This window comes from Halalkalibacter oceani (assembly GCF_040544555.1).
GTDB lineage: Bacteria > Bacillota > Bacilli > Bacillales > Bacillaceae_D > Halalkalibacter > Halalkalibacter oceani.
On record NZ_JBEPKD010000039.1, the window covers coordinates 1 to 20,169 of the forward strand.

Genomic DNA, 20,169 nt, shown 5'->3' on the forward strand with positions numbered 1-20,169 from the left:
TTCGGGCTTTCTTTCACTCCTCACTATAACTTAAAAAAGAAATAGTGGGTACGATCACCCGTCGATGACCTTACCCACTAATCTTAGTATGTTTTTTATGAAGTCAAATGATTATGAATGTTACTTAACTATGTGTTAAACTGTTTATATGTCACATTTCAACAGAGGTTTATGAATGGAATATGTGGACCCGATCCGAAAGATCGAACAAATCAATCAAATTAAACAGCTATTAAAAGAGCGTTCTTCCCGTGATTATTTACTATTTGTCATCGGGATTAATACAGGACTTCGCATTAACCAGCTGCTTCATCTCACCAGAAAAGATGTGCTGGCCCAAGACAGGATACGTGATTTTCTTATTGTTCCTTCCATCGATGAAGCGATTTATCTGAATACCAATGTTAAGAGAGCAATCGAGTATCATCTCGCTGAAATGAAACGGACGGACGATTATTTATTTGCTTCTGTCAAAACAGGCAAGCCGATTTCAAGGCAGCAGGCGTACCGCATTATTTCTCAGGCGGCTCAGCAAGTAGGCATCCCGGGAAAAATCGGTACCCATACATTGCGGAAAACCTTCGGCTATCATGCTTACCGCCGCGGTATCGCAATCTCCTTTTTACAAAAACGCTTTAAACATAAAACCCGTACAACGACCTTGGACTACATTGGCGTAACATCTGAAGATAACCGACCCCCAGAAATAGACGTCGATTTATAATTCCTCTTTTACACGCAGATAGAGACAGAACAAATAAAGGAGTGGAGACCACTATCATGATGAATCAAGCCTTTTCTATTGATTACTTTATTTTACTGGCCGGACTGTTGCTCGTGGCAGGCGTAATTACTGCCAAATTCTCAACGCGATTAGGAGTTCCCGCGCTCGTTCTTTTCTTGCTCGTCGGTATGCTTGCCGGCAGTGACGGCCTCGGATTTATTTATTTTGATAACCCGACGTACGCCCAGCTGATCGGTATACTCGCCTTAGTCATTATTCTATTTGAAGGGGGCTTGCAGACGAAGTGGTCAACGATAAAACGCGTTGCCGCCCCTTCCTTATCTCTCGCAACAATCGGCGTTATTTTAACTTCTTCCGGCGTAGCCGTTGCCGCTAAATTCATTTTGGATGTATCGTGGCTGGAGGCCTTTCTTTTTGGCGCGATTGTTGGTTCCACCGATGCGGCGGCGGTTTTTGCCGTGCTGAAAGGAAAGAATATTCGCAAACGTCTTGGCTCAACGTTGGAAGCTGAATCAGGAACGAACGATCCAATGGCTGTCTTCCTCACCATTTCCTTTATTGAATTGTTGGTTTCCGATCAGCCGAATTACCTCTTTATGCTCGGTTCCTTCTTTTGGCAAATGGGCTTGGGAATCGTGTTTGGCTTTGCACTTGGAAAAATCGCTTCACTTGCGATCAATCGAATCAACCTCGACTCGAGTGGATTGTATCCGGTGTTTGCTTTAGCTTTTGCTCTTTTAACATACAGTGTTACGGCTCTTATCGGGGCAAGCGGTTTACTTGCGGTTTATATTGCCGCCCTTGTTATCGGAAATTCAGATTTGACTTATCGTCATTCGATTTTCCGCTTTAATGAAGGATTTGCCTGGATGATGCAAATTTTAATGTTTGTCATCCTCGGTCTCCTTGTTTTTCCAACGCAGCTGTTCGATTGGGATATTATTATTCGCGGAGTTGTTTTATCTTTGCTGTTAATGCTTGTCGCCCGGCCAATTGCCGTTTTTCTTTCGACGATTGGAATGGGCTTCTCAGTCAAAGAACGCACCTTCCTTGCCTGGGCCGGTTTACGGGGAGCGGTGCCAATCGTCCTGGCGACGTTTCCGATGATTGCCGGACTTGAGAACAGTCAGCTGTTTTTTAACGTCATCTTTTTCGTCGTCTTAACTTCCGCGCTTATTCAAGGGTCGACGATTTCCTATTTTGCAGAAAAGCTGCATTTGACCGGCACACAGAAGCAAACGCCTTTGCATTCGCTTGAGCTAGTCTCGATCGGCAAAGCCAATGCGGAAATCATCGAAATTGAAATCAGCGAGAATAATATAGTCGCGAATCAGTCACTGGCCGAGATTGCCTTTCCAAAGGATGTGCTCGTCAACGCTATTATCCGGCAGGGAGATTTAATTACTCCGGCGGGCGATACTCGTTTGCAGGCAGGCGATATTCTCTACGTGCTTGTCGCCAAGCAGAGCAAGCAGGCAGTAAAAACATTGTTCGCGGACAAAGAGCCGATGCTGGATTAAAAAAGAGGATGTGCCAAAAGGTTGGTTTTACCTTTTGTCACATCCTAGTTTTGGCTCAAGCTCTTTTTAGCATTAAGCTTAAGAAAATGCTTTAATGCCGACGACAAAGTGAATAAAAGCAAACACGACAATCATCATCACGATCCCAAAGGCTAAGCCGATAAGAGATTCCTTGATATGAAAGTTGTTATTGTTATTCATGACATGTTTCCCCCTTCATTTCGTTTCTATCGCAGAAACAAGGAGGAAATAAACGTACTTTGAAATTTAACCGTCAGCAGCAACGCTTTTGTTTTTATCAGTTGAATCGCGGAGCTGAACCAATCGCCATCCGGCAATACCTGTTGTTCTCCGCTTTGCAACGTTGATTCTTCAAGCTTTTTCTTTTTTAGCGGCGGAGACGGGGAGCTCAGATCACAGGAAGGATCAATATCTGCCGTCAAATACAGGAAGGGCAGGTCCTGCTTGTCCGTCACATCTTGAATGGAGGCGGGCAAAGGCGCAAAAAGAGCAGACAGAAGCAGACTAATTACGAGCAATCCTTTTCCGAACATCTTACCTCTTCCCCCTCCCGCAGTTTTTCTTTCATTATAAACAACTTCCCCGAAGCAATCTACCACATTTTCGTGGCAGCTTTTGGTTGGATAAACTCTTCCTCTTCGACACATCCTAAAAACAAAGGAGGGATGACGATGAAAAGAACAGTGACAGAGCAATATGGGAACTCCGCTGACGCTAAAGAGCAGGTGACGATCCAAACCGACGATTCTCTTCCGAACAGAAAAAACATCCCCGGCGATTCCGTCGACGCACATAAAGAACTGGAAAAAGCGAATGCCGCCATCACCGGAGAAGAAATTAAACAGCAGAACGAAAATTTGTAAATTACCCACCTCAAGCCGCCGCTGAAGCTATTTAGTTTGTGAAAGGAGAAATATCGTTTATACGAGACTAGTAAAAAATGGCTAGTCGAAAGGATGTTTCTCATGTTAAATATTGGTTAAAAAGCTCCAGATTTCAAAGTGGATACGGTCTCCACTTTATCAAGCCTGCCGATCCCTGCCACGCTGGAAGGCTATCGCGGAAAATGGCTGATTTTGTTTTTTTATCCGCATGATTTTTCTATCGTTTGTCCGACGGAAATTAAAGTAATGAACAGCTATTTACCTGAATTCGAAAAACTTAACACCGAAGTGCTGGCGATTAGCACCCTTTTTTATTGAAGAGAAATGAGATAACGCTTGAAAATGCAGCTTTTTTGTCCGCCGCTGCTGCCATTTCGGCTTCAACCGCGTTTTCCTCTTTGGCCATCGTCCGATTTTTAATAAAGAAAAGGACAAACAGACAAGCAAGCAAGAGTCGATATTTCCTACTTCTTGCGAAAACCCGTATTTTGATGAATAGACAATCCCCCCTCCTTTAATCCTTAATTTCAATAATTCCAAAAATAAAAGAAGGTGGGATGCTGGAATACCGTGATCATGCCAAAGGTAAGAGGTCTTAAGAATGTGTCTGTTTGCATCCTGTTTTCAAGCTGGATTGAGCACGGTCCATCAAAACAACGACGATTCCATATTGAAGAGAAATCTCGTATGCCAAACAGGCTTTCTTATCGTATAATAATCCTAAGGGCAGATTTGTGCCGAAACTAGTTTAACCTCGGAAGGTGCTTCTTTTTTCATGTGTGTATCGTCTGCTTATTTTTTCTGTGTCTGTCTCATATAAATTGAAACAGAAAACAGGCTCAGGCAAGGAACCTGAGAGCCCTACAAGGAAACCGCAATCGTCGTCATTGTATGTGACGCTATTAAATAAATACCTTTCAAAAAAATAAACTGGGATTTTCGTACGAAAAATGATGCATACTTTTAAAAAAAGCGGGTATCAATCCATATACCCTTATCTAAATACCTATTATTAATGATTCAGTCCTTTGAAGCAGGAAGAAAGGAGACAGTATGATCTCTAACGAGGAAATGATTATTTTTATTAAAGAATTTTATTTATTGTTAAATGAATATCAAAAGTGCGAGGACGAAGCTCTCAAGAAGCAAATTCATAACGACATCTTATTTTTAAGCGAAATTATCGAGCATTAAACAACTTTGAAAAAAGAAAGAGGCTCTTATTTCTTTTTTTATTTGGCAAGTAGTGAAATAATCTGATTTGAAGAAAATAAAGCCCTTTCATAAAAATAGGAACAGATATTTGATTACCCTTTTTCTATCTTACTTTTGGAGGATTCCTAAATATTCTTCCCAAGGACCTACATCCTCCTTGTAGCGTTTCGCCATGACACGGGTCATTTGCGAAATATGGGTTAAGTCATGAACAACCCATGTCGCCAGCAGCTCCCTTAGCTTAACAACTCCAAAAGCCGGATGTCCTCCTTTTTTTTCAAGGGGCAGCCCCGCCTCTACAAGTGCTTTAAGCTTTGCTACATTTTCTCTTCGGCATCTTTTAAATTCAGCTAACTCTTCTTTTATCGACTTTTTTTCTACGTGCAAATGTGAGTAGCGGTCAAATTCCGGAAAGGGCTTATTCTCTCCTTCTGCCAGAATAAACATCAAACGGGGCATCCAATTATTCTTCTCAGCTTCAGTGAGGTGGCGAACCACTTCCGTCACATTCCAGGTTCCTTCCCCCTCATTGCATTGCAGCCAGCCATCTGACAATCCATCTAAAAAACACTCTAACGTTCGCGGCGTACGCTCAAGCACTTCCATTGCCTCTTCCAGTGTAAAATTCATCAATCTGCTCCCTTCATGTAAATGTACCCTAACTAAAAGAGATATTGTCCTTGCTGCTTAAAGGGCGAACAACCTCTGTTCCTTGCTATTCATTTTAGCACAACGCAGTCAGACCACACAGTTCTTTCCGTACCTGGCCGTCCAGCTTACGTCAGCCGGTAAAAACATTTCAAGCCCGAGACAGAGGTTGTTTTACCCATTGTCCCAGGCTTGAAGCTGTGAACGAAAGTGTGGCGCCGGAATAAAGAGGTCGTGAATTAATATCCCCGAACCAGCGAAGGGAGGCTTCATCATTGTTTGAAAAGTGAGCAGAGACTTGATTTCTTTCCTCCGCTCACTTTATGAGCAACGGCGCAGCTGTCTTGTTTCATATTTAAACTTTGCTTTTATCCTCGTCCTTTTTATTTTAGATTCACGGCGACTCTCTTCTTTCCTAGCCGAATCGAATCGCGTTAATATCACAGTTAACCGCCGTAGCGGATGTAACGTTATCAGCCGTCGTGAAAATCACCCGTACATCATACACAATCGAACCCGTTTCTGTTACTGGATCTACAAACGTTACAGCTACCGGAAAACTTTGTGTGCCTGCGGCCGTTAAACTTCGTTGTACCACCCGAGTCTGAACGAGAACATCATTCCGATAGCACCGCACTTCAAACTCCAGGACTGCATCAGCTGTCGTAATCGCCTCAATCGAAAGAGCTGAATCTACTTTGACTGGTTGACCTGCGGTGACATCCATTGCCGGTTGCGTAAGAACTGTCACCTCCGTATCAAGCGGTGGATATACAGCGACAGGACCATCTTCTTCAGCATAGAACAAAGCTGGTTGAATGCCTGTTGGGCCCGGTGGTCCGGTTGGGCCGGTGGCTCCGGTCGAGCCAGTGGCTCCTGTCACTCCGGTTGGGCCGGTGATTCCTGTTGCTCCCGTCACTCCGGTTGCTCCGGTTACTCCAGTGATCCCTGTTGGGCCGGTTGCTCCTGTAACACCAGTGGCGCCAGTTGCCCTCGGTGACGCCGGTAGGTCCAGTAGCTCCTGTTGGGCCCGTGGCTCCAGTAGCTCCTGTTACCCCGGTTGGACCTGTCGGACCTGTAGTTCCTGTAGCACCTGTCGGACCTGTAGTTCCTGTAGCACCTGTTGGCCCAGTGGCTCCTGTACTTCCGGTTTCCCCCGTCACTCCGATCGCCCCGGTTGAACCCGTGGCACCTGTCGACCCCATTGGTCCAGTAACGCCGGTGATCCCTGTAGGTCCAGTCACTCCGGGAGCTCCTGTAATACCCGTAGGGCCTGTGGCTCCAGTGATTCCGGTAGCCCCGGTTGAGCCTGTTGCTCCAGTTGGGCCCGTTGCTCCTGTAACACCAGTGGCACCAGTTGACCCCGTGACTCCAGTAGCTCCGGCAGGACCTGTTGCTCCCGTCACTCCGGTTGGACCAGTGACTCCCGTGAGGCCGGGGGCCCCGGTTGGACCGGTCGACCCCGTTGCTCCGGTGACTCCTGTTGGGCCCATGATTCCTGTCGGGCCAGGGGCCCCTGTTGCTCCTGTTGCCCCGGTCGGGCCCGTTACTCCTGTTGGGCCAGGTGCCCCTGTTGCTCCTGTTACCCCTGTGGCTCCTGTTGGGCCAGTGACTCCTGTGAGGCCAGTTGGACCTGTTGGACCTGTTGGACCAGTGACGCCGGTGATCCCTGTAGGTCCAGTCGCTCCGGGGGCTCCTGTAATACCCGTGAGGCCAGTTGAACCGGTTGGACCCGTGGCTCCCGTTGGACCGGTTACTCCGCTGATCCCTGTTGGGCCGGTGGCTCCTGTAATACCCGTAGGACCGGTTGCTCCCGTTGGGCCTGTGATTCCTGTTGCTCCTGTCACTCCGGTTGGACCGGTAGCACCTGTTGGCCCAGTGGCTCCTGTCGCGCCCGTAATTCCGGTAGCCCCCGTCACTCCAGTAGCACCTGCTGGGCCCGTGGCTCCCGTTGGGCCGGTGATTCCTGTTGCTCCTGTCACTCCTGTTGGACCCGTAACACCGGTTGCTCCAGTCGAGCCAGTGGCTCCCGTTGGACCGGGGGCTCCAGTAACGCCCGTAGACCCGGTTGGGCCAGTCGGGCCAGTACTTCCTGTTACTCCAGCAGGACCTGTTGCTCCGGTTGGACCTGTTACTCCTGTAGACCCTGTTGCCCCGGTCGGGCCGGTCGAGCCGGTAGTTCCTGTTACTCCAGCAGGACCTGTTGCTCCGGTCGGGCCTGTAGATCCCGTGGCTCCCGTGATGCCTGTGACTCCCGTTGCTCCTGTCGGGCCTGTTACTCCAGTAATGCCAGTAGCTCCGGTTGGACCGGTTGGGCCGGTAGCGCCAGTTGATCCGGTGGCTCCTGTAATTCCTATTGGACCCGTAATACCGGTTGCTCCGGTCGGGCCAGTGACTCCAGTAGATCCCGTAGGGCCGGTTGCTCCGGCAGGACCGGTTGCTCCAGTGACCCCTGTTGCTCCTGTCACTCCGGTTGCACCGGTCGACCCCGTTGCTCCGGTGACTCCTGTTGGGCCCGTGATTCCTGTCGATCCAGTGACTCCAGTAGCCCCGGTTGGGCCAGTAGCACCTGTTGGGCCTGTTGCTCCTGTAATACCAGTAGGGCCTGTTACTCCGGCAGGACCGGTTGCTCCGGTGATTCCGATTGGACCCGTTGCCCCGGTAGCGCCCGTCACTCCTGTTGGACCGGCCGGGCCAGTTGGACCTTGGGTTCCGGAAACAGGTACGCTTATGAGAGAAATATCATCTATAACGATCGGCGCTGTGTTTGTTCCGGATATTTTATTGATAAGAACTAAGGCATAAGCTGTGTCTAAAGGCGCGGACGAACTCGTTGCATAAGCCTGAAACCAATTATTTGTTTCAAGCTCCGGGATGTTGTTGAGAGGTACTGTTGTAACCAAACCATAGTCTAAAAATTGGAAGGATGAATCATAAAAATTGATTGTGACCGTTAAGCCTGGGCCTGGCATCCTGCCTATTTTGCTCACCGAACAAGCAAACTTATAGGTCTGCCCCGGCTCAACTGAAACAAATTGATATAAGAAGGCATTCGCAATCCCTCCTCTTAAAAAAGCGGCAAACCTGCCCGTATGCCTGTATTGAGAAGTGATTATCGTATTTAATGCCTGCCATGGATTCAAAGTCCCTGTCTCAAAACCTCCATTTATAATTTCATTGGTAATCATTTCGTCCCCCACTTAGAATGAGATGCCATATTTTATGTAGAGAACCATGGTTACGCTACTGCATGTACCTACTCTTAAGTGAAAAAATTTTTTCTCCCTTTCCCCTCTTGCACTGCCGATCTCAATTCTGCAAATTGAATTTTCTGATAGTTGCGATTATGATGAAGGAGAGAATGATTACTTAAAAACAGGAGTCCTGACCTTGAAGCTGATTATTCATGATATTGAAACGTTTCTATTAAATGTTTTTATTATTTTTGTCTTTTATTTTGTTTATTTGCGGATCGTTGAAGCTGCACGAAAACAATGGCGCTACTTTACTCATGAGCTTTTAATGACCCTTCTATCGGGGCTGGCGATCATTCTTTGCATGACCTTCCCGATTAAGCTGAATCCAGATCATTTTTTTGATTTGCGTCAAGTGCCATTTATACTTGGAGCTTTATACGGCGGGCGCAGAGTAGCCATTTTTTTATTCCTTATTCTCATTACCTTCCGTTTTACGATGGACGGGGTTGGCGCGTATGGAGCCTTCCTTGTAAACAGCGTATTGCTGCTATGCTTACTGCTGATTATTCCAAAGTTTAAAAATCTGATCAGCGTAAAAAAACGGGTTTACCTTGCTTTATTCACTTCCTGTCTCGGCGTCTGTATTTTAGCGCTAGTCGTGCTGGGGCTTTTTCCCGAGCTGACCGGCTCACGGTATTACAGCTTTCTCATTGCCTTATTTGTTGTGCATATTGTGACAACGACTCTCTTTGTTGTGTTCATTGAAAAAGCACGGCTGGCGATCGCGTTTACTAAAGAGATGCGTAAGCTTGAAAAGCTGAAAACAGTGAGTGAAATCGCCGCAAGTATTTCTCACGAGGTCCGAAATCCGCTGACTGTTACAAAAGGTTTTATTCAATTGTTGCGGGATCCTGACTTAACCGCAGAGAAGAAAGAGCAGTATATCAAGCTTTCATTAGATGAATTGGAAAGAGCTGAACAAACAATCACTGATTATCTCACCTTTGCCAAACCATCCCTTGATAATCTGCAAATTTTAGATGTCAACAAAGAGCTGGCCTATATTCTGCAAGTCGTTACCCCTTATGCCATGATGAACAATGTTCAGATTGAAGTTATTAAAGAAAACGATATTTACATTACCGGAGAAAGCGAAAAGCTCCACCAATGTTTAATCAATATTATTAAAAACGGAATTGAGTCGATTGAAGACAACGGACATATTATCATTACGCTTGAAAAAAGAAGCAACAAGGCCGTCATCAGCATTAAGGATTCAGGTATCGGAATGGACGAGCAACAGCTTAAGCGACTTGGAACACCTTTTTATTCAACAAAAGAGAAAGGAACCGGTCTTGGTACAATGGTCGTCTACAGCATTGTGAAGGCCATGCGCGGAGAAATTCATGTCGAAAGCCAACCCGATGAAGGCACATGTTTCACCATATCCCTGCCCATCCATCAATAAAATAGCTCCCCCTGCCCCGTTGATAGGCATATTACAAATTTTTCACATAAACACCGCAAAAGCAGCAGGAAGCGCCGGCACTTCCTGCTGCCTTCCCACCCTTCTTTATCCCCTTCATAAAGAAAATTGCTCGCTCCCAGCGATTTCTTCACTCCTTCAATTTACGTTACATATTTTTCAGGAATTAACCAATCCTAAGAATAAAGAAACTTTACTAGGAGGGTGCATGTGATGGCGAGTTTTTTCAGAATCTTTAACGCAATTGTGCTATGGGCTATTGTCATACGTTTTCTCCCGAAGCATTCCTTCAAACGATATTTGCCAGTAACGTTATTTTGTTCAAGTTTGCTGTTAATTCAGGCACTTTTAAACCTGATTTTCAAATGGTGGACTGTAAAAGGCGGCGTGAAATACATGGTATTTGATGCCCTCGCCTTTATATTCGGACCGTTTTTTACGATCAATATGTGGGTGTTTCATTTTACATACGGGAAATTCTCACTATATGCCGTCTGTAATTTAATCATGGATCTTATTTTTGCCTTTCCTTTAAATGCTCTATTTCAAAAAATAGAACATTATAAGTTTAAAAAATTTAACTCTACCATCATTTTCCTTATATTTTATACATTGGCTCTCCTGAATTACGGATTTCAGACCCTCTTTGAACAACCAAATACATCGAAAGGAAGCGATCTTAAATCCAGTGAGTAAGCCTGGATTTTTTTATTTGAGGGCTTTCCGAACGCTTCCATTCCCCTCTTGCATATTCTTGTCGAACGATCAGTTCTTTTGTCAAAATAGTTTAATCGTACTAGGAAATTATATATAATGTAGAAGCTTTTCAACTTTCTTGAGAGGGGATTAAGGATGAAAAAGACGATTTTAGCAGTTCTCAGCTTGTTCTTAGTATTATTGATGATGGCGCCTTCACTGGCCGGCGCCCATCCGGGACGGACAGATGCCAATGGCGGTCATACGTGCCGGACAAACTGTGCAAAGTGGGGCTTGAAAACAGGAGAATATCATTATCATAATGGAGGCGGCAGCAGCAGTAAATCACCGTCATCACCTACATCATCTTCACTTCCGCCAGCCAAGAAGCCTGCACCAGCTCCAAAAAAGCCGGAATATGTAAAGACGGACGTCTATATTAACGGGACAAAACAAAACTTCCAGCAAAGTGCTTATATTAAAGACGGAACTACTCTCGTACCAATGAGACCGATTTTTGAAGCATTAGGCGCAAGTGTCCAGTGGGATAACCGCGCGAAAAAAGTAACGGGAACTAAAGATAAACGAAAAATCACCTTAAGTGTAGGAAACAAAAAAGGGTACATAACAGAAAACGGCGTCACCGGCTCCGTCGATCTGACTCATCCGGCCGAGATCACAAATGGCGCGACAATGGTTCCATTACGTTTTATTAGCGAATCACTTGGCGCCAATGTCAAGTGGGACAGCGCTTCAAAATCCGTCAAGATTACTAAGTAAACTATTCAGGCAGATTGTCTAAAAAGGGCCTGTTTCCCTTTTTAGACAGCCTTCTTTGCCACAGATGAGCCTACAAGCTATTACCTGCTCCATCGTCTTTTTATTTCCTCTTCGATCGCATCCCTTTCAGAATCGTGATAGTAGATGAACCATCGAGAAATTCCTCATATGCTTCGCTCCCTATTTCATATAAAGCGATTTTCCCTTCGTCATCGTAATGAATCCCCCATCCATACTGCTTCACCAATGGAGAAGCTCTGAAACAAGCTTTAGGCTTCTCAAAAAACTGTTCCCTCACTTGCTGCAAATCCCGCTCTCCGATTTGGTTTTTGAGCAAATACGTTTTAAACTGCACATCCGCTTCTGTATATTCGTAAGGATGTTGGCTGATTAACTCATATTCAATTGAGGCAATCGTAGGCTTGTTATTCCGTGGAAGAGGAACAATAGCCGAAGTAACCGTGGCGTCTTCGGAAACGGTAATAAACGTATTGATGTAGCTCATGCATTCCCTCCTGTCTCATAGGTTAAGCCGCTTTCTTCCTTGCACTACTCTAATCCATTAAAATTCCGCCATTGACCTCAATGGTTTCCCCGGTAATATAATCCGCTGAATTTGAGCATAAAAACAAAACAGCTCCCGCACACTCCTCAGGCGCACCCTCCCGCCCTAACGGAATGCCGGCATTAAGCTGCGCCCGCAGCTTCTCTGGGGTAGACAGTTCATGTAGAGGAGTCGTAATGATCCCCGGGGCAATCGCATTGACCAAAATTCGATCCGCGGCGAGCTCCTTTGCCAGACCTTTTGTAAAAGTCGCGATCGCGCCCTTCGTTGAGGCATACCCAACTGAACCTCCCCCGCCCCCGGTTTTTGCCGCTAATGAGGAGACGTTGATGATCTTCCCCTTTCCCCTCTGCTTTAAAAGTGGAATCGCTTTTTTCGAACAGAGAAAAACAGACTTTATATTGACGCTATATAAGAGGTCCCACAGTTCCTCAGGCATCTCCTCGATCGGCGTACGCTGCATCAGAGCCCCGGCATTATTAACGAGGATATCCAATCCTCCATACGCGTCGATTGTTTTTTGAAAAAGCTGATCGACTTCCTCGGCCTTCGATACATCAGCCTTTACGGAAATCGCCTCTCCTCCCGCCTTATGAATGCTCGCTACAACGTCTTCCGCTTCTTTAGCACTTTTCCGATAATTAACCACTACCTTTCCTCCCGCTTCCCCAAAGCCTCTGGCAATAGCGGCTCCAATGCCCGTACTTGCCCCCGTCACTACAATCACCTTTTGATCAAACCGAACGTCCATCATTTATTCCTCCTCTTCATAAAGAAAGCGCATTCATTCCTATTGCTACTATAGCATTACTAGAAAAACAGAATCAATGGCACAGCCGGCTCGGAAGGCACAGCAAAGTTGATATTCGCTCAATCTGCTTCATAAGTTCTCCTTTTGACTTATCATTTGTCTCAATTTTTCAATTTCATATTCCAATTCCTTGATTTTCAATTCATTTTCTACCTTAAAATGTTTCATCGCCCGGTCAATCAAACTCTGAACGATGAGCATGATAATCACGAACAAAACAAGCAATACAAACAGAAACTCCAGCACAAAGATCACCCTTTTCTTTATTCCTCTTACCCCCACTTTACCATATTTATGAAACAAATGAAGCTACGTAAGTAACCTTTAGTGCTAATTGAACTGCCTCTTAAAAGTTGATATACTTTTACTGTGTAAGAAAGGTATATTTTTGAATAACTTAAAAAAGACCGCTGGTGCGCCAACGGTCATCCAATAGAGTCTCCCTTAAGGGACTGGCCCGTGAGTTACTGATAGACCTCCCTTGAGGGGCTTATTCTATTGCTCTTTCATTATACCATAAAAACCAGTTGTTTCCTTTTTCGGAATTTTATATTTCTTGCTATAACAGCCGGCGGGCAGAAAGAAGGAATTCTTTCTGCCCGCCGGCTCGTTTTATTCTTTAATCTTAATGTTGTATTCTTTCAGCCAGTAGTCCATCTGAATAAAGTGGGCCAGCAGCTGCGGGCCGGCCATGAGTTGGCCGAAATACGGCTTGCCGGTTGGAAAGCCTCCGGTGTCGGCCATTTCCTGGAGGGCTGCTTTGTTGATAAATTCGAATAGCGGCGCGTCCTTTTGGGCGAGGATTGCTTTCATCTCCTGCTGGACGGCGGCTGTGTATTGGGGGTGATGGGTTTTCGGATATGGACTTTTTTTGCGGTATAGCACATCGTGCGGTAACAATCCTTCCAATGCTTTGCGGAGGATGCCTTTTTCGCGTCCATCGAGCCGCTTCATTTCCCACGGAATATTCCAAACATATTCAACGAGCCGGTGATCGGAAAAAGGTACGCGTACTTCCAGACTGGCCCCCATACTCATTCTGTCTTTACGATCTAATAGATTTGTCATAAACCAAATAATATTTAAGTATGAGATCTCCCGGCGGCGCGCCTCTTCAGCAGTATCTTCCTCAAATCTCGGTGTTTCCTGGATCGTTTCCTTATAGCGGTCATATACATATTGCTTGACGGCAAGCTTCTTCTTCCATTTCTCATTTAATAGATTTTCCCGATCTTCAATTGAACGCATCCACGGGAAGCCGTCAATGTTCATCACTTCCGGCTTATGGAACCATGGGTAACCGCCAAAGATTTCGTCGGCGCATTCCCCGGAGAGGCCGACTGTGACGTCTTTTTTAATTTCATGACAAAACCAAAGCAAGGAGGAATCAATGTCGGCCATTCCCGGTAAGTCACGAACTAACACAGCCTCCTTCAAGCGATTGGTCAGTTCTTCGATCGAAATCACTTTGTTGACATGGTTCGTGCCAATCGCGTCTGAGACGACTTGCACCCACTGCGCGTCGGAGTTTGGCTGAAAGGCTGAAGCCTTAAAGTATTTGTCATTTTCATCGTAATCAATCGAATAGCTTCGAATCGGTTCCTTTCCTTGCTTCGCATAAACATTGGCGGCTAACGCGGTCAAGGCGCTTGAATCGACTCCGCCTGATAAAAACATGCCGACAGGAACATCAGCAAACAGCTGGCGTTCGACAATATCCTCCAATAATTCGCGAATGTAGACAGCTGTTTCCTCGACATCATGTTCATGCTTTTTGCTTTTCAGCTTCCAGTAACGGCTGATCGTGGCGCCGTTCCGGTCATAAATCAAAGCATGAGCCGGTCTCAGCTCATGAATGTCATCAAAAATGCCGTGGCCCGGGGTTCGCGACGGGGCTAAGCCAATGATATCCGCCAGCCCTTCCGTTTTCACAACTGGATCAATATTCCGATGCGCGAGAAGAGCTTTCAGTTCTGAGGCAAACAGCAGGCATCCGTGGCGGACGGTGTAAAACAACGGTTTCACGCCTAAACGGTCTCTTGCCAAAAATAATGACTGGTCCTCCTCATTCCAAATCGCAAAAGCAAAAATTCCGTTCAGCTTTTCTAAAGACTGGTAGCCCCATTCCATAAATGATGTAAGTAAAACTTCCGTATCAGAGTGCCCGTTGAACGTATGCCCGTGTGCCAGCAGCTCTTTGCGGAGATCCTCTGTATTGTAGAGCTCACCATTGTAGACAATTGTATATGTTTTATTGCGATACGTCCGGGTCATCGGCTGAACGCCGCCCTCCGGATCAACAACAATCAGTCGAGCATGGCCGAAAGCAGCGTGCGGGGAGGTCCATATATTTTGGTCATCCGGCCCCCGTCGCCCTAATGTTTTCGCCATTTTCGTTATTTCCTTTTCCTCCTTTCGCAAATCATGTCGCCAATCAATCCACCCTGTTATTCCACACATGTATTATCAGCCCCTTTTGGGAAGTTTCTCATTCTGTCTCCACTACTTTATTCACCCCTGCTAGGCTCAATACCCATAAGCTATCCTATTCAGCAGCTTGAATGGATGTGAAATGTCCGCAGTTTCTTCTTTTGCTTGATTGAGCAGCTTTGATCGATTTATGATGGAGAAAGAAAAAGAGGCGAAAGGAAAGGGATTGACGCCAGATGAAGCCGGATAGCGCATTTTTTAAAAAGCAAATACAGGCTGTCGCCAGAACGTATACAAATAGTGAAATGGATTTGCCGTTGACGGAAGAGGAAGAGGCACAGCTCCTGCACGGGATGCAACAAAAGCTTGAAGCAGAGCCGGAAATGGAGCTGCACGAGGTGGTGCATGATGTCGTCTATCGTTTTTTTGCTGATCAGGAGGAGTAAATCCCTTCTTTTTTCATTAATCGTTTGACCTTTGCCGTCGGCTCCCAGCATGTAAACGTGTAGGACGGTTTTGTCTCATAGCCGAGCCGGACACAGCGGTACGCCATGCCGCCTTTCTCCTTTTTTTCGGCGGCAAAATGAATACAGGTTGCACAACAATGAAAGCGGTTCTTCATCCACGGGCCTCCTTTATTTTTGCCTGAATTGCTTGCCGGCGATCTTCTCGATAAAACCAGGCATCAGCTGGTAGGCGACCGCTCCCCAATTCATCCAGCCCGGCAAATTGCGCTCGCGCTTTGGTTTATCAAGGAGCTGAAGCGTCGCTTTCGCTACTTCCTCCGGCTTCAGAATCCATTTGTCTATTTTGGCGAGATAGCTGCCATGCTCATCAGCCCGGGTAAAAAAAGGCGTCTTGATCGGTCCCGGATTGACCGCGCTAACCTTAATATTCGTCTCGCTCAGCTCTAGACGCATCGCATTCGTAAAGCCGAGAACGGCATGTTTGGTGGCTGCGTAGACGCTCGCTTTCGCTGTCGCCAGCTTGCCGGCCTGCGAGGCGATATTGATAATATGACCGCGGTTCGCTTCCAGCATAAAAGGAAGCACTGCCTTCGTGAACGTAATTAATCCGGTCACATTGACGGCAAACATTTCCTCGATCGTTTCAACCGGGGTATCGGTTAATTCAGCAAACTTTCCGAAGCCGGCATTGTTAATCAGGACATCAATTCCGCCGACCTCTTTCATTATATGCGGAATTCGCGTCTCTGTTGTTGACAGGTCACTTACATCAAGAGGGAAAGCATCCGCGCTTCCGCCGAGGGCTTCAACCTCTGCTTTCACTTCATTCAGCCGTTTTTCATTTCTTGCCAGCAGGACAACATGCGCCCCGCGTCTCGCTGCCGCAAGGGCCAGCTCCCGTCCAAGTCCACTTGACGCCCCTGTAATCCAAATCGTTTCTCTCTTCGTCTTCATTGTCGCCTCCTGTTACTTCGTTTAAGTTCATCTTACTGGAAATTGAGTTAGACTGCTATTCAGATCCTTATTTAATGATGAAAGGAATAGATTGTAGTTGACTGACAGCTCGTCTTGCTTTTATAATAAATGATAATATCATGTGGCGTTGAAAGAGATTAGTAAATATTGCTCATGTGAACAGAGAGTGACCTCATCGGCTGCAAAGGTCATCACCGCTGACGATATTGAACCTGCTCCAGAGCCTGTCAGCCCGGCTGTCCAAGTCGGAAAACGCTGGCCGTTCCCCACGATACGGGTGTAAAGTGGACATGAATAATGTCAACAAAGGTGGTACCGCGGATGAAGCTCTTCCGTCCTTTTTCAGGACGAAGGAGCTTTTTTATTTTTCATTTGTTCAAGAATTGAGCTAGAAACGAGGTGAGCAAGATGAGCAGGCAACGTGTCGTCGTGAAGATTGGCAGCAGTTCATTAACGACAAAGGCAGGAGCTCTCAGCCTGAAAAAGGTTTCGATGTTTGTCGAGGCCGTCGCCAAACTGAAGCAGGCCGGCCATGAAGTGGTCGTCATTTCCTCCGGTGCAGTGGCAGCCGGCTTCTCAGCCATCGGCTACCCGACCCGTCCGGTGACAATTGCCGGCAAGCAGGCGGCGGCGGCCGTCGGTCAGGCGCTGTTGATGCAGGCGTATATCGAGCAATTTTCCAAGTATGAGCTTATTCCCGCCCAGCTATTATTAACGCGCGAGGATTTCGCCGATCAGTCCCGTTACAGCAACGCCTATTCCACATTAAATGAATTGCTGAAGCGCGGCGCCATTCCGATCATCAATGAAAATGATTCAATTTCAATTGCCGAACTGACCTTCGGGGATAACGACATGCTGTCGGCCCTCGTCAGCGGCATGATCCACGCCAACACGCTTTCTATGCTGACGGATGTCAATGGCTTGTATGATGCCAATCCGAAGCTGGATCCGAACGCTAAGAAAATTCATTATTTGCCGGCATTGACTGATGAGCTGATTGCTCTTGCCGGGGAATCAACCTCCAAGGTCGGGACCGGTGGAATGAAATCAAAGGTCAGTGCGGCGCAAACCGCCCTGTCGCTCGGCGTCAATGTTTTTATCGGCAAAGCGGATTCGAGTGACACCTTTCTCGACATTCTTGCCGGTAAAGGAGACGGCACCTATATCGGAACCTTCCTGCACGAGCCGGTCATGCCGACGACTAAACAGTGGATTGCCCTCCATTCACGCTCGATCGCCAAGATTACCGTCGATCAAGGCGCCGAAGCCGCCCTGTTAACGCGCGGCAAGAGCCTTTTGCCCGTAGGCATTACGAACGTAGAAGGGAGCTTTTCCGTCGGCGATGTGATTGAAGTGTACGGGGAAGATGACAAGCTGCTCGGCAAGGGAAAAGCGAGCATGACGGTTCATGAGCTGGAAAAGTTCCGGGCGGAGTGTCAAAAGGATAAAGAAAGTCGATACAAGCATCCAGTCGTCATTCACCGTGATGAGTGGGTACCGTTAAAAAAGGAGATGATGAAGCGATGAGTGAACTTCTTACAAAAGCAAAAGCAGCAAAAGAATGCGCGCGTACATTAAGTCAAAACACAACCGAACAAAAAAATCAGGCATTGCTCGTAATGGCTGAACAGCTGCTTGCCGAAAAGGATTATTTACTGGCGGAAAATGCCAAGGATCTTGAAACAGCACGAGCTAACGGAACGAGTGCGAGCTTACTGGATCGCCTTACCTTGACAGCGCAGCGTCTCGATGAGATGGCGACTGGGCTGAAACAGGTCGTGGAGCTTCCTGATCCAATTGGCGAAAGCCTGAGCACCCACACGCGGCCGAACGGCTTGCACATTGAAAAAGTCCGGGTGCCACTCGGTGTCATCGGCATGATTTACGAGGCACGTCCAAATGTGACAGTTGATGCGTCAAGCCTTTGCTTAAAAACCGGCAACGCCGTCCTCCTGCGGGGAAGCTCTTCGGCGATTCACTCCAATATCGCGCTCGTTGCCGTGCTGCAGCGCGCTTTAGAAAAAGCCGGTCTTCCAATTGAGGCGATCCAGCTTCTTGAAGATACGAGCCGTGAAACAGCGTCAGAGATGTTTACTTTAAATGAGTATTTGGATGTGCTTATCCCGCGTGGAGGGGCGTCATTAATCCAGTCTGTTATTAAAAACGCCTCTGTCCCTGTGCTGGAAACAGGAACCGGCAATTGCCATCTGTTTATCGACCGCAGCGCCCGGCCGGAAATGGCGATTTCCGTTGCCGTCAATGCGAAAACGCAAAGACCGTCCGTTTGTAATGCGATTGAGACCATTTTAGTTGAAAAGCAGTGGGCAGCTGAGCATGGAAAAGAGCTGCTCGAAGCACTCTTTGAGAAAAACGTCACGATTGCCGGCGACAAACAGGCTCAGGCCTTTGACAGCCGGATCACCCCTGCCAGTGAAGAGGATTGGGAAACCGAATTTAACGATTTGAATGTCGCCTTGAAGATTGTCAACAGCTGCGAGGAAGCGATTGCCCATATTTATCAGTATGGGACGAAGCACTCCGAAGCGATCATTAGTGAGGATGCTACCAACGTTGCCCTCTTCCTTAATGAAGTCGACGCGGCCGCCGTTTACCATAACGCCTCCACCCGCTTTACCGATGGTTTCGAGTTCGGTTTCGGAGCCGAAATCGGGATCAGCACCCAGAAATTACATGCCCGCGGTCCAATGGGACTTGAAGCGCTGACGTCAACGAAGTATCTTGTTCGCGGGAATGGTCAGGTGAAAGGCTAGGTGACAGACATGCTCGAACAAAAAACGATCACATTTCTTGGCGCCGGTTCGATGGCGGAGGCGATTCTTGGCGGCCTGATCAGCAAACAAATCGTCAAGCCTGAGCAAATTATTGTCACAAACTTTCAGGATCAGCAAAAGCTTACCCGGCTCGCCGGCACTTACGACGTAAACACAACATCCAACCGAATGGAAGCCGTCAGACGCGCCGACATTATTATTTTGGCGATGAAGCCGAAGCATGTGAAAGAAGCGCTTGAAGAGGTTCAAACGGTGACTCGCCCGGATCAACTGTTCGTCTCCGTACTCGCCGGGATTCCGACAGACTATATGGAAAGCCTGCTGAAAGGAAAAGCCAGTGTGATCCGCACAATGCCAAATACGTCGGCGAAGGTCGGCGCATCGGCTACCGCGATTAGCAAAGGCGCCTACGCGAATGACGAGCAGCTTCAAGTGGTCGAGGCTTTATTTGCGGCGATTGGCACGGTCACCGTCGTCGAGGAGGAGAAGCTCGATGCTGTAACCGGTCTTGCCGGAAGTGGCCCTGCCTACTTCTATTATCTGATTGAAGCAATGGAAAAAGCGGCGGTCGACAACGGACTAACAAAGGAAGAAGCGTCCGCGTTGATTACCCAGACCGTTATCGGAGTCGGCCAACGTCTGCAAAAAACGGAAAAATCCGCCAAGGAACTTTATGAAGAAGTGATGAGCCCGAATGGGACGACAGAAGCCGGAATCGGAGTTTTGCGTGAATATCATATGCAGGACGTGATGGAAAAAGCAATTGCCCAAGCGATTGCCCGTTCCAAGGAATTAGGCGTCGTCTTTCATAATTAAAGAGGCGTGGGACAAAAGGTGTTTTTTGAACTGCCCCCTGTCAAGTAGACAGTGGAAATAAGAAAAAGACGTTAGGCGGCTTGAGTCCGGAATTCAATTGGACTTAAGCCGTTTAATC

20 protein-coding genes and 2 pseudogenes are annotated in these 20,169 nt (G+C 47.1%); 12 read left to right on the top strand and 10 right to left on the bottom strand.

Annotated features, from left to right (window positions below):
* The first annotated feature begins 175 nt into the window (after positions 1–175).
* Together ABMB67_RS22210 and ABMB67_RS22215 are read left to right on the top strand one after the other, a co-directional pair.
* Complete coding sequence (locus ABMB67_RS22210) at positions 176–724, top strand: tyrosine-type recombinase/integrase (protein WP_251223631.1); 549 nt, start codon at positions 176–178, stop codon at positions 722–724.
* A 56-nt stretch (positions 725–780) separates the two neighbouring features.
* A complete protein-coding gene (locus ABMB67_RS22215) occupies positions 781–2,265 on the top strand; it encodes a potassium/proton antiporter (protein ID WP_354573344.1) in 1,485 nt (494 codons plus the stop codon).
* 78 nt (positions 2,266–2,343) lie between these two features.
* Here ABMB67_RS22215 and ABMB67_RS22220 read toward each other — a convergent pair whose 3' ends face one another.
* Both ABMB67_RS22220 and ABMB67_RS22225 read right to left on the bottom strand, forming a co-directional pair.
* The gene (locus ABMB67_RS22220; RefSeq protein WP_354573345.1) at positions 2,344–2,466 is read right to left on the bottom strand and encodes a hypothetical protein; all 123 of its coding nucleotides are present in this window, start codon (positions 2,464–2,466) and stop codon (positions 2,344–2,346) included.
* 26 nt (positions 2,467–2,492) lie between these two features.
* Entirely contained in the window at positions 2,493–2,819 is a 327-nt protein-coding gene (locus ABMB67_RS22225) for a hypothetical protein (RefSeq protein ID WP_354573347.1), read from the bottom strand.
* A 138-nt stretch (positions 2,820–2,957) separates the two neighbouring features.
* Between ABMB67_RS22225 and ABMB67_RS22230 the strand changes: the two genes are divergently transcribed.
* The 3 genes and pseudogenes from ABMB67_RS22230 (at position 2,958) to ABMB67_RS22240 (ending at position 4,364) form a co-directional block, all read left to right on the top strand.
* Positions 2,958–3,149, top strand: coding sequence for a hypothetical protein (locus ABMB67_RS22230; protein WP_251223634.1), 192 nt, complete (start codon positions 2,958–2,960; stop codon positions 3,147–3,149).
* A 132-nt stretch (positions 3,150–3,281) separates the two neighbouring features.
* Positions 3,282–3,488: pseudogene (locus ABMB67_RS22235) on the top strand (redoxin domain-containing protein); the annotation flags it as partial.
* A gap of 735 nt (positions 3,489–4,223) precedes the next feature.
* On the top strand, positions 4,224–4,364 hold the full coding sequence (locus tag ABMB67_RS22240) for a hypothetical protein (RefSeq protein WP_251223635.1): 141 nt from the start codon (positions 4,224–4,226) through the stop codon (positions 4,362–4,364).
* Between the two features lie 129 nt (positions 4,365–4,493).
* Here ABMB67_RS22240 and ABMB67_RS22245 read toward each other — a convergent pair whose 3' ends face one another.
* The gene (locus tag ABMB67_RS22245) at positions 4,494–5,015 is read right to left on the bottom strand and encodes a DinB family protein (RefSeq protein ID WP_354573348.1); all 522 of its coding nucleotides are present in this window, start codon (positions 5,013–5,015) and stop codon (positions 4,494–4,496) included.
* Between the two features lie 433 nt (positions 5,016–5,448).
* Positions 5,449–8,221, bottom strand: a pseudogene (locus tag ABMB67_RS22250) (NTTRR-F1 domain).
* 202 nt (positions 8,222–8,423) lie between these two features.
* On the opposite strand from ABMB67_RS22250, the gene ABMB67_RS22255 reads away from it, so the two are divergent.
* From ABMB67_RS22255 to ABMB67_RS22265, 3 genes are all read left to right on the top strand, one after another.
* Positions 8,424–9,698, top strand: a complete 1,275-nt coding sequence (locus ABMB67_RS22255) for an ATP-binding protein (RefSeq protein ID WP_354573349.1) — start codon at positions 8,424–8,426, stop codon at positions 9,696–9,698.
* A 231-nt stretch (positions 9,699–9,929) separates the two neighbouring features.
* Entirely contained in the window at positions 9,930–10,412 is a 483-nt protein-coding gene (locus ABMB67_RS22260; RefSeq protein ID WP_251223707.1) for a hypothetical protein, read from the top strand.
* Positions 10,413–10,568: 156 nt separating this feature from the next.
* Complete coding sequence (locus ABMB67_RS22265; protein WP_354573351.1) at positions 10,569–11,192, top strand: copper amine oxidase N-terminal domain-containing protein; 624 nt, start codon at positions 10,569–10,571, stop codon at positions 11,190–11,192.
* A gap of 100 nt (positions 11,193–11,292) precedes the next feature.
* On the opposite strand, the gene ABMB67_RS22270 is transcribed toward ABMB67_RS22265, so the two are convergent.
* The 4 genes from ABMB67_RS22270 to asnB all read right to left on the bottom strand — a co-directional run bounded on the left by ABMB67_RS22270 (position 11,293) and on the right by asnB (position 15,028).
* Positions 11,293–11,697 carry a DUF6157 family protein gene (locus ABMB67_RS22270; RefSeq protein WP_251223640.1) on the bottom strand — a complete coding sequence of 135 codons (405 nt, stop codon included), beginning with the start codon at positions 11,695–11,697 and terminating at the stop codon, positions 11,293–11,295.
* 49 nt (positions 11,698–11,746) lie between these two features.
* Positions 11,747–12,508, bottom strand: a complete 762-nt coding sequence (locus ABMB67_RS22275) for an SDR family NAD(P)-dependent oxidoreductase (protein WP_251223641.1) — start codon at positions 12,506–12,508, stop codon at positions 11,747–11,749.
* A gap of 129 nt (positions 12,509–12,637) precedes the next feature.
* Positions 12,638–12,814 carry a hypothetical protein gene (locus ABMB67_RS22280; protein WP_251223642.1) on the bottom strand — a complete coding sequence of 59 codons (177 nt, stop codon included), beginning with the start codon at positions 12,812–12,814 and terminating at the stop codon, positions 12,638–12,640.
* Positions 12,815–13,180: 366 nt separating this feature from the next.
* A complete protein-coding gene (gene asnB, locus ABMB67_RS22285) occupies positions 13,181–15,028 on the bottom strand; it encodes an asparagine synthase (glutamine-hydrolyzing) (RefSeq protein ID WP_251223643.1) in 1,848 nt (615 codons plus the stop codon).
* Positions 15,029–15,234: 206 nt separating this feature from the next.
* Here asnB and ABMB67_RS22290 point away from each other — a divergent pair, with 206 nt between their 5' ends.
* Positions 15,235–15,444 carry a YqzH family protein gene (locus tag ABMB67_RS22290; RefSeq protein WP_251223644.1) on the top strand — a complete coding sequence of 70 codons (210 nt, stop codon included), beginning with the start codon at positions 15,235–15,237 and terminating at the stop codon, positions 15,442–15,444.
* On the opposite strand, the gene ABMB67_RS22295 is transcribed toward ABMB67_RS22290, so the two are convergent.
* Positions 15,432–15,620 (bottom strand): hypothetical protein, encoded by a 189-nt coding sequence (locus ABMB67_RS22295; RefSeq protein ID WP_251223645.1) that lies wholly within the window; start codon positions 15,618–15,620, stop codon positions 15,432–15,434. The genes ABMB67_RS22290 and ABMB67_RS22295 overlap by 13 nt on opposite strands.
* 13 nt (positions 15,621–15,633) lie before the next feature.
* The gene (locus ABMB67_RS22300) at positions 15,634–16,419 is read right to left on the bottom strand and encodes an SDR family NAD(P)-dependent oxidoreductase (RefSeq protein WP_354573352.1); all 786 of its coding nucleotides are present in this window, start codon (positions 16,417–16,419) and stop codon (positions 15,634–15,636) included.
* A gap of 429 nt (positions 16,420–16,848) precedes the next feature.
* Between ABMB67_RS22300 and proB the strand changes: the two genes are divergently transcribed.
* The 3 genes from proB to proC are packed head-to-tail and all read left to right on the top strand — an operon-like array spanning position 16,849 to position 20,051.
* A complete protein-coding gene (proB, locus tag ABMB67_RS22305) occupies positions 16,849–17,970 on the top strand; it encodes a glutamate 5-kinase (protein WP_354573353.1) in 1,122 nt (373 codons plus the stop codon).
* A complete protein-coding gene (locus ABMB67_RS22310; RefSeq protein ID WP_354573354.1) occupies positions 17,967–19,214 on the top strand; it encodes a glutamate-5-semialdehyde dehydrogenase in 1,248 nt (415 codons plus the stop codon). Before proB ends, ABMB67_RS22310 begins: the two co-directional genes overlap by 4 nt.
* A 9-nt stretch (positions 19,215–19,223) precedes the next feature.
* Positions 19,224–20,051 (top strand): pyrroline-5-carboxylate reductase, encoded by an 828-nt coding sequence (gene proC, locus ABMB67_RS22315; protein WP_354573355.1) that lies wholly within the window; start codon positions 19,224–19,226, stop codon positions 20,049–20,051.
* Positions 20,052–20,169: the final 118 nt, after the last annotated feature.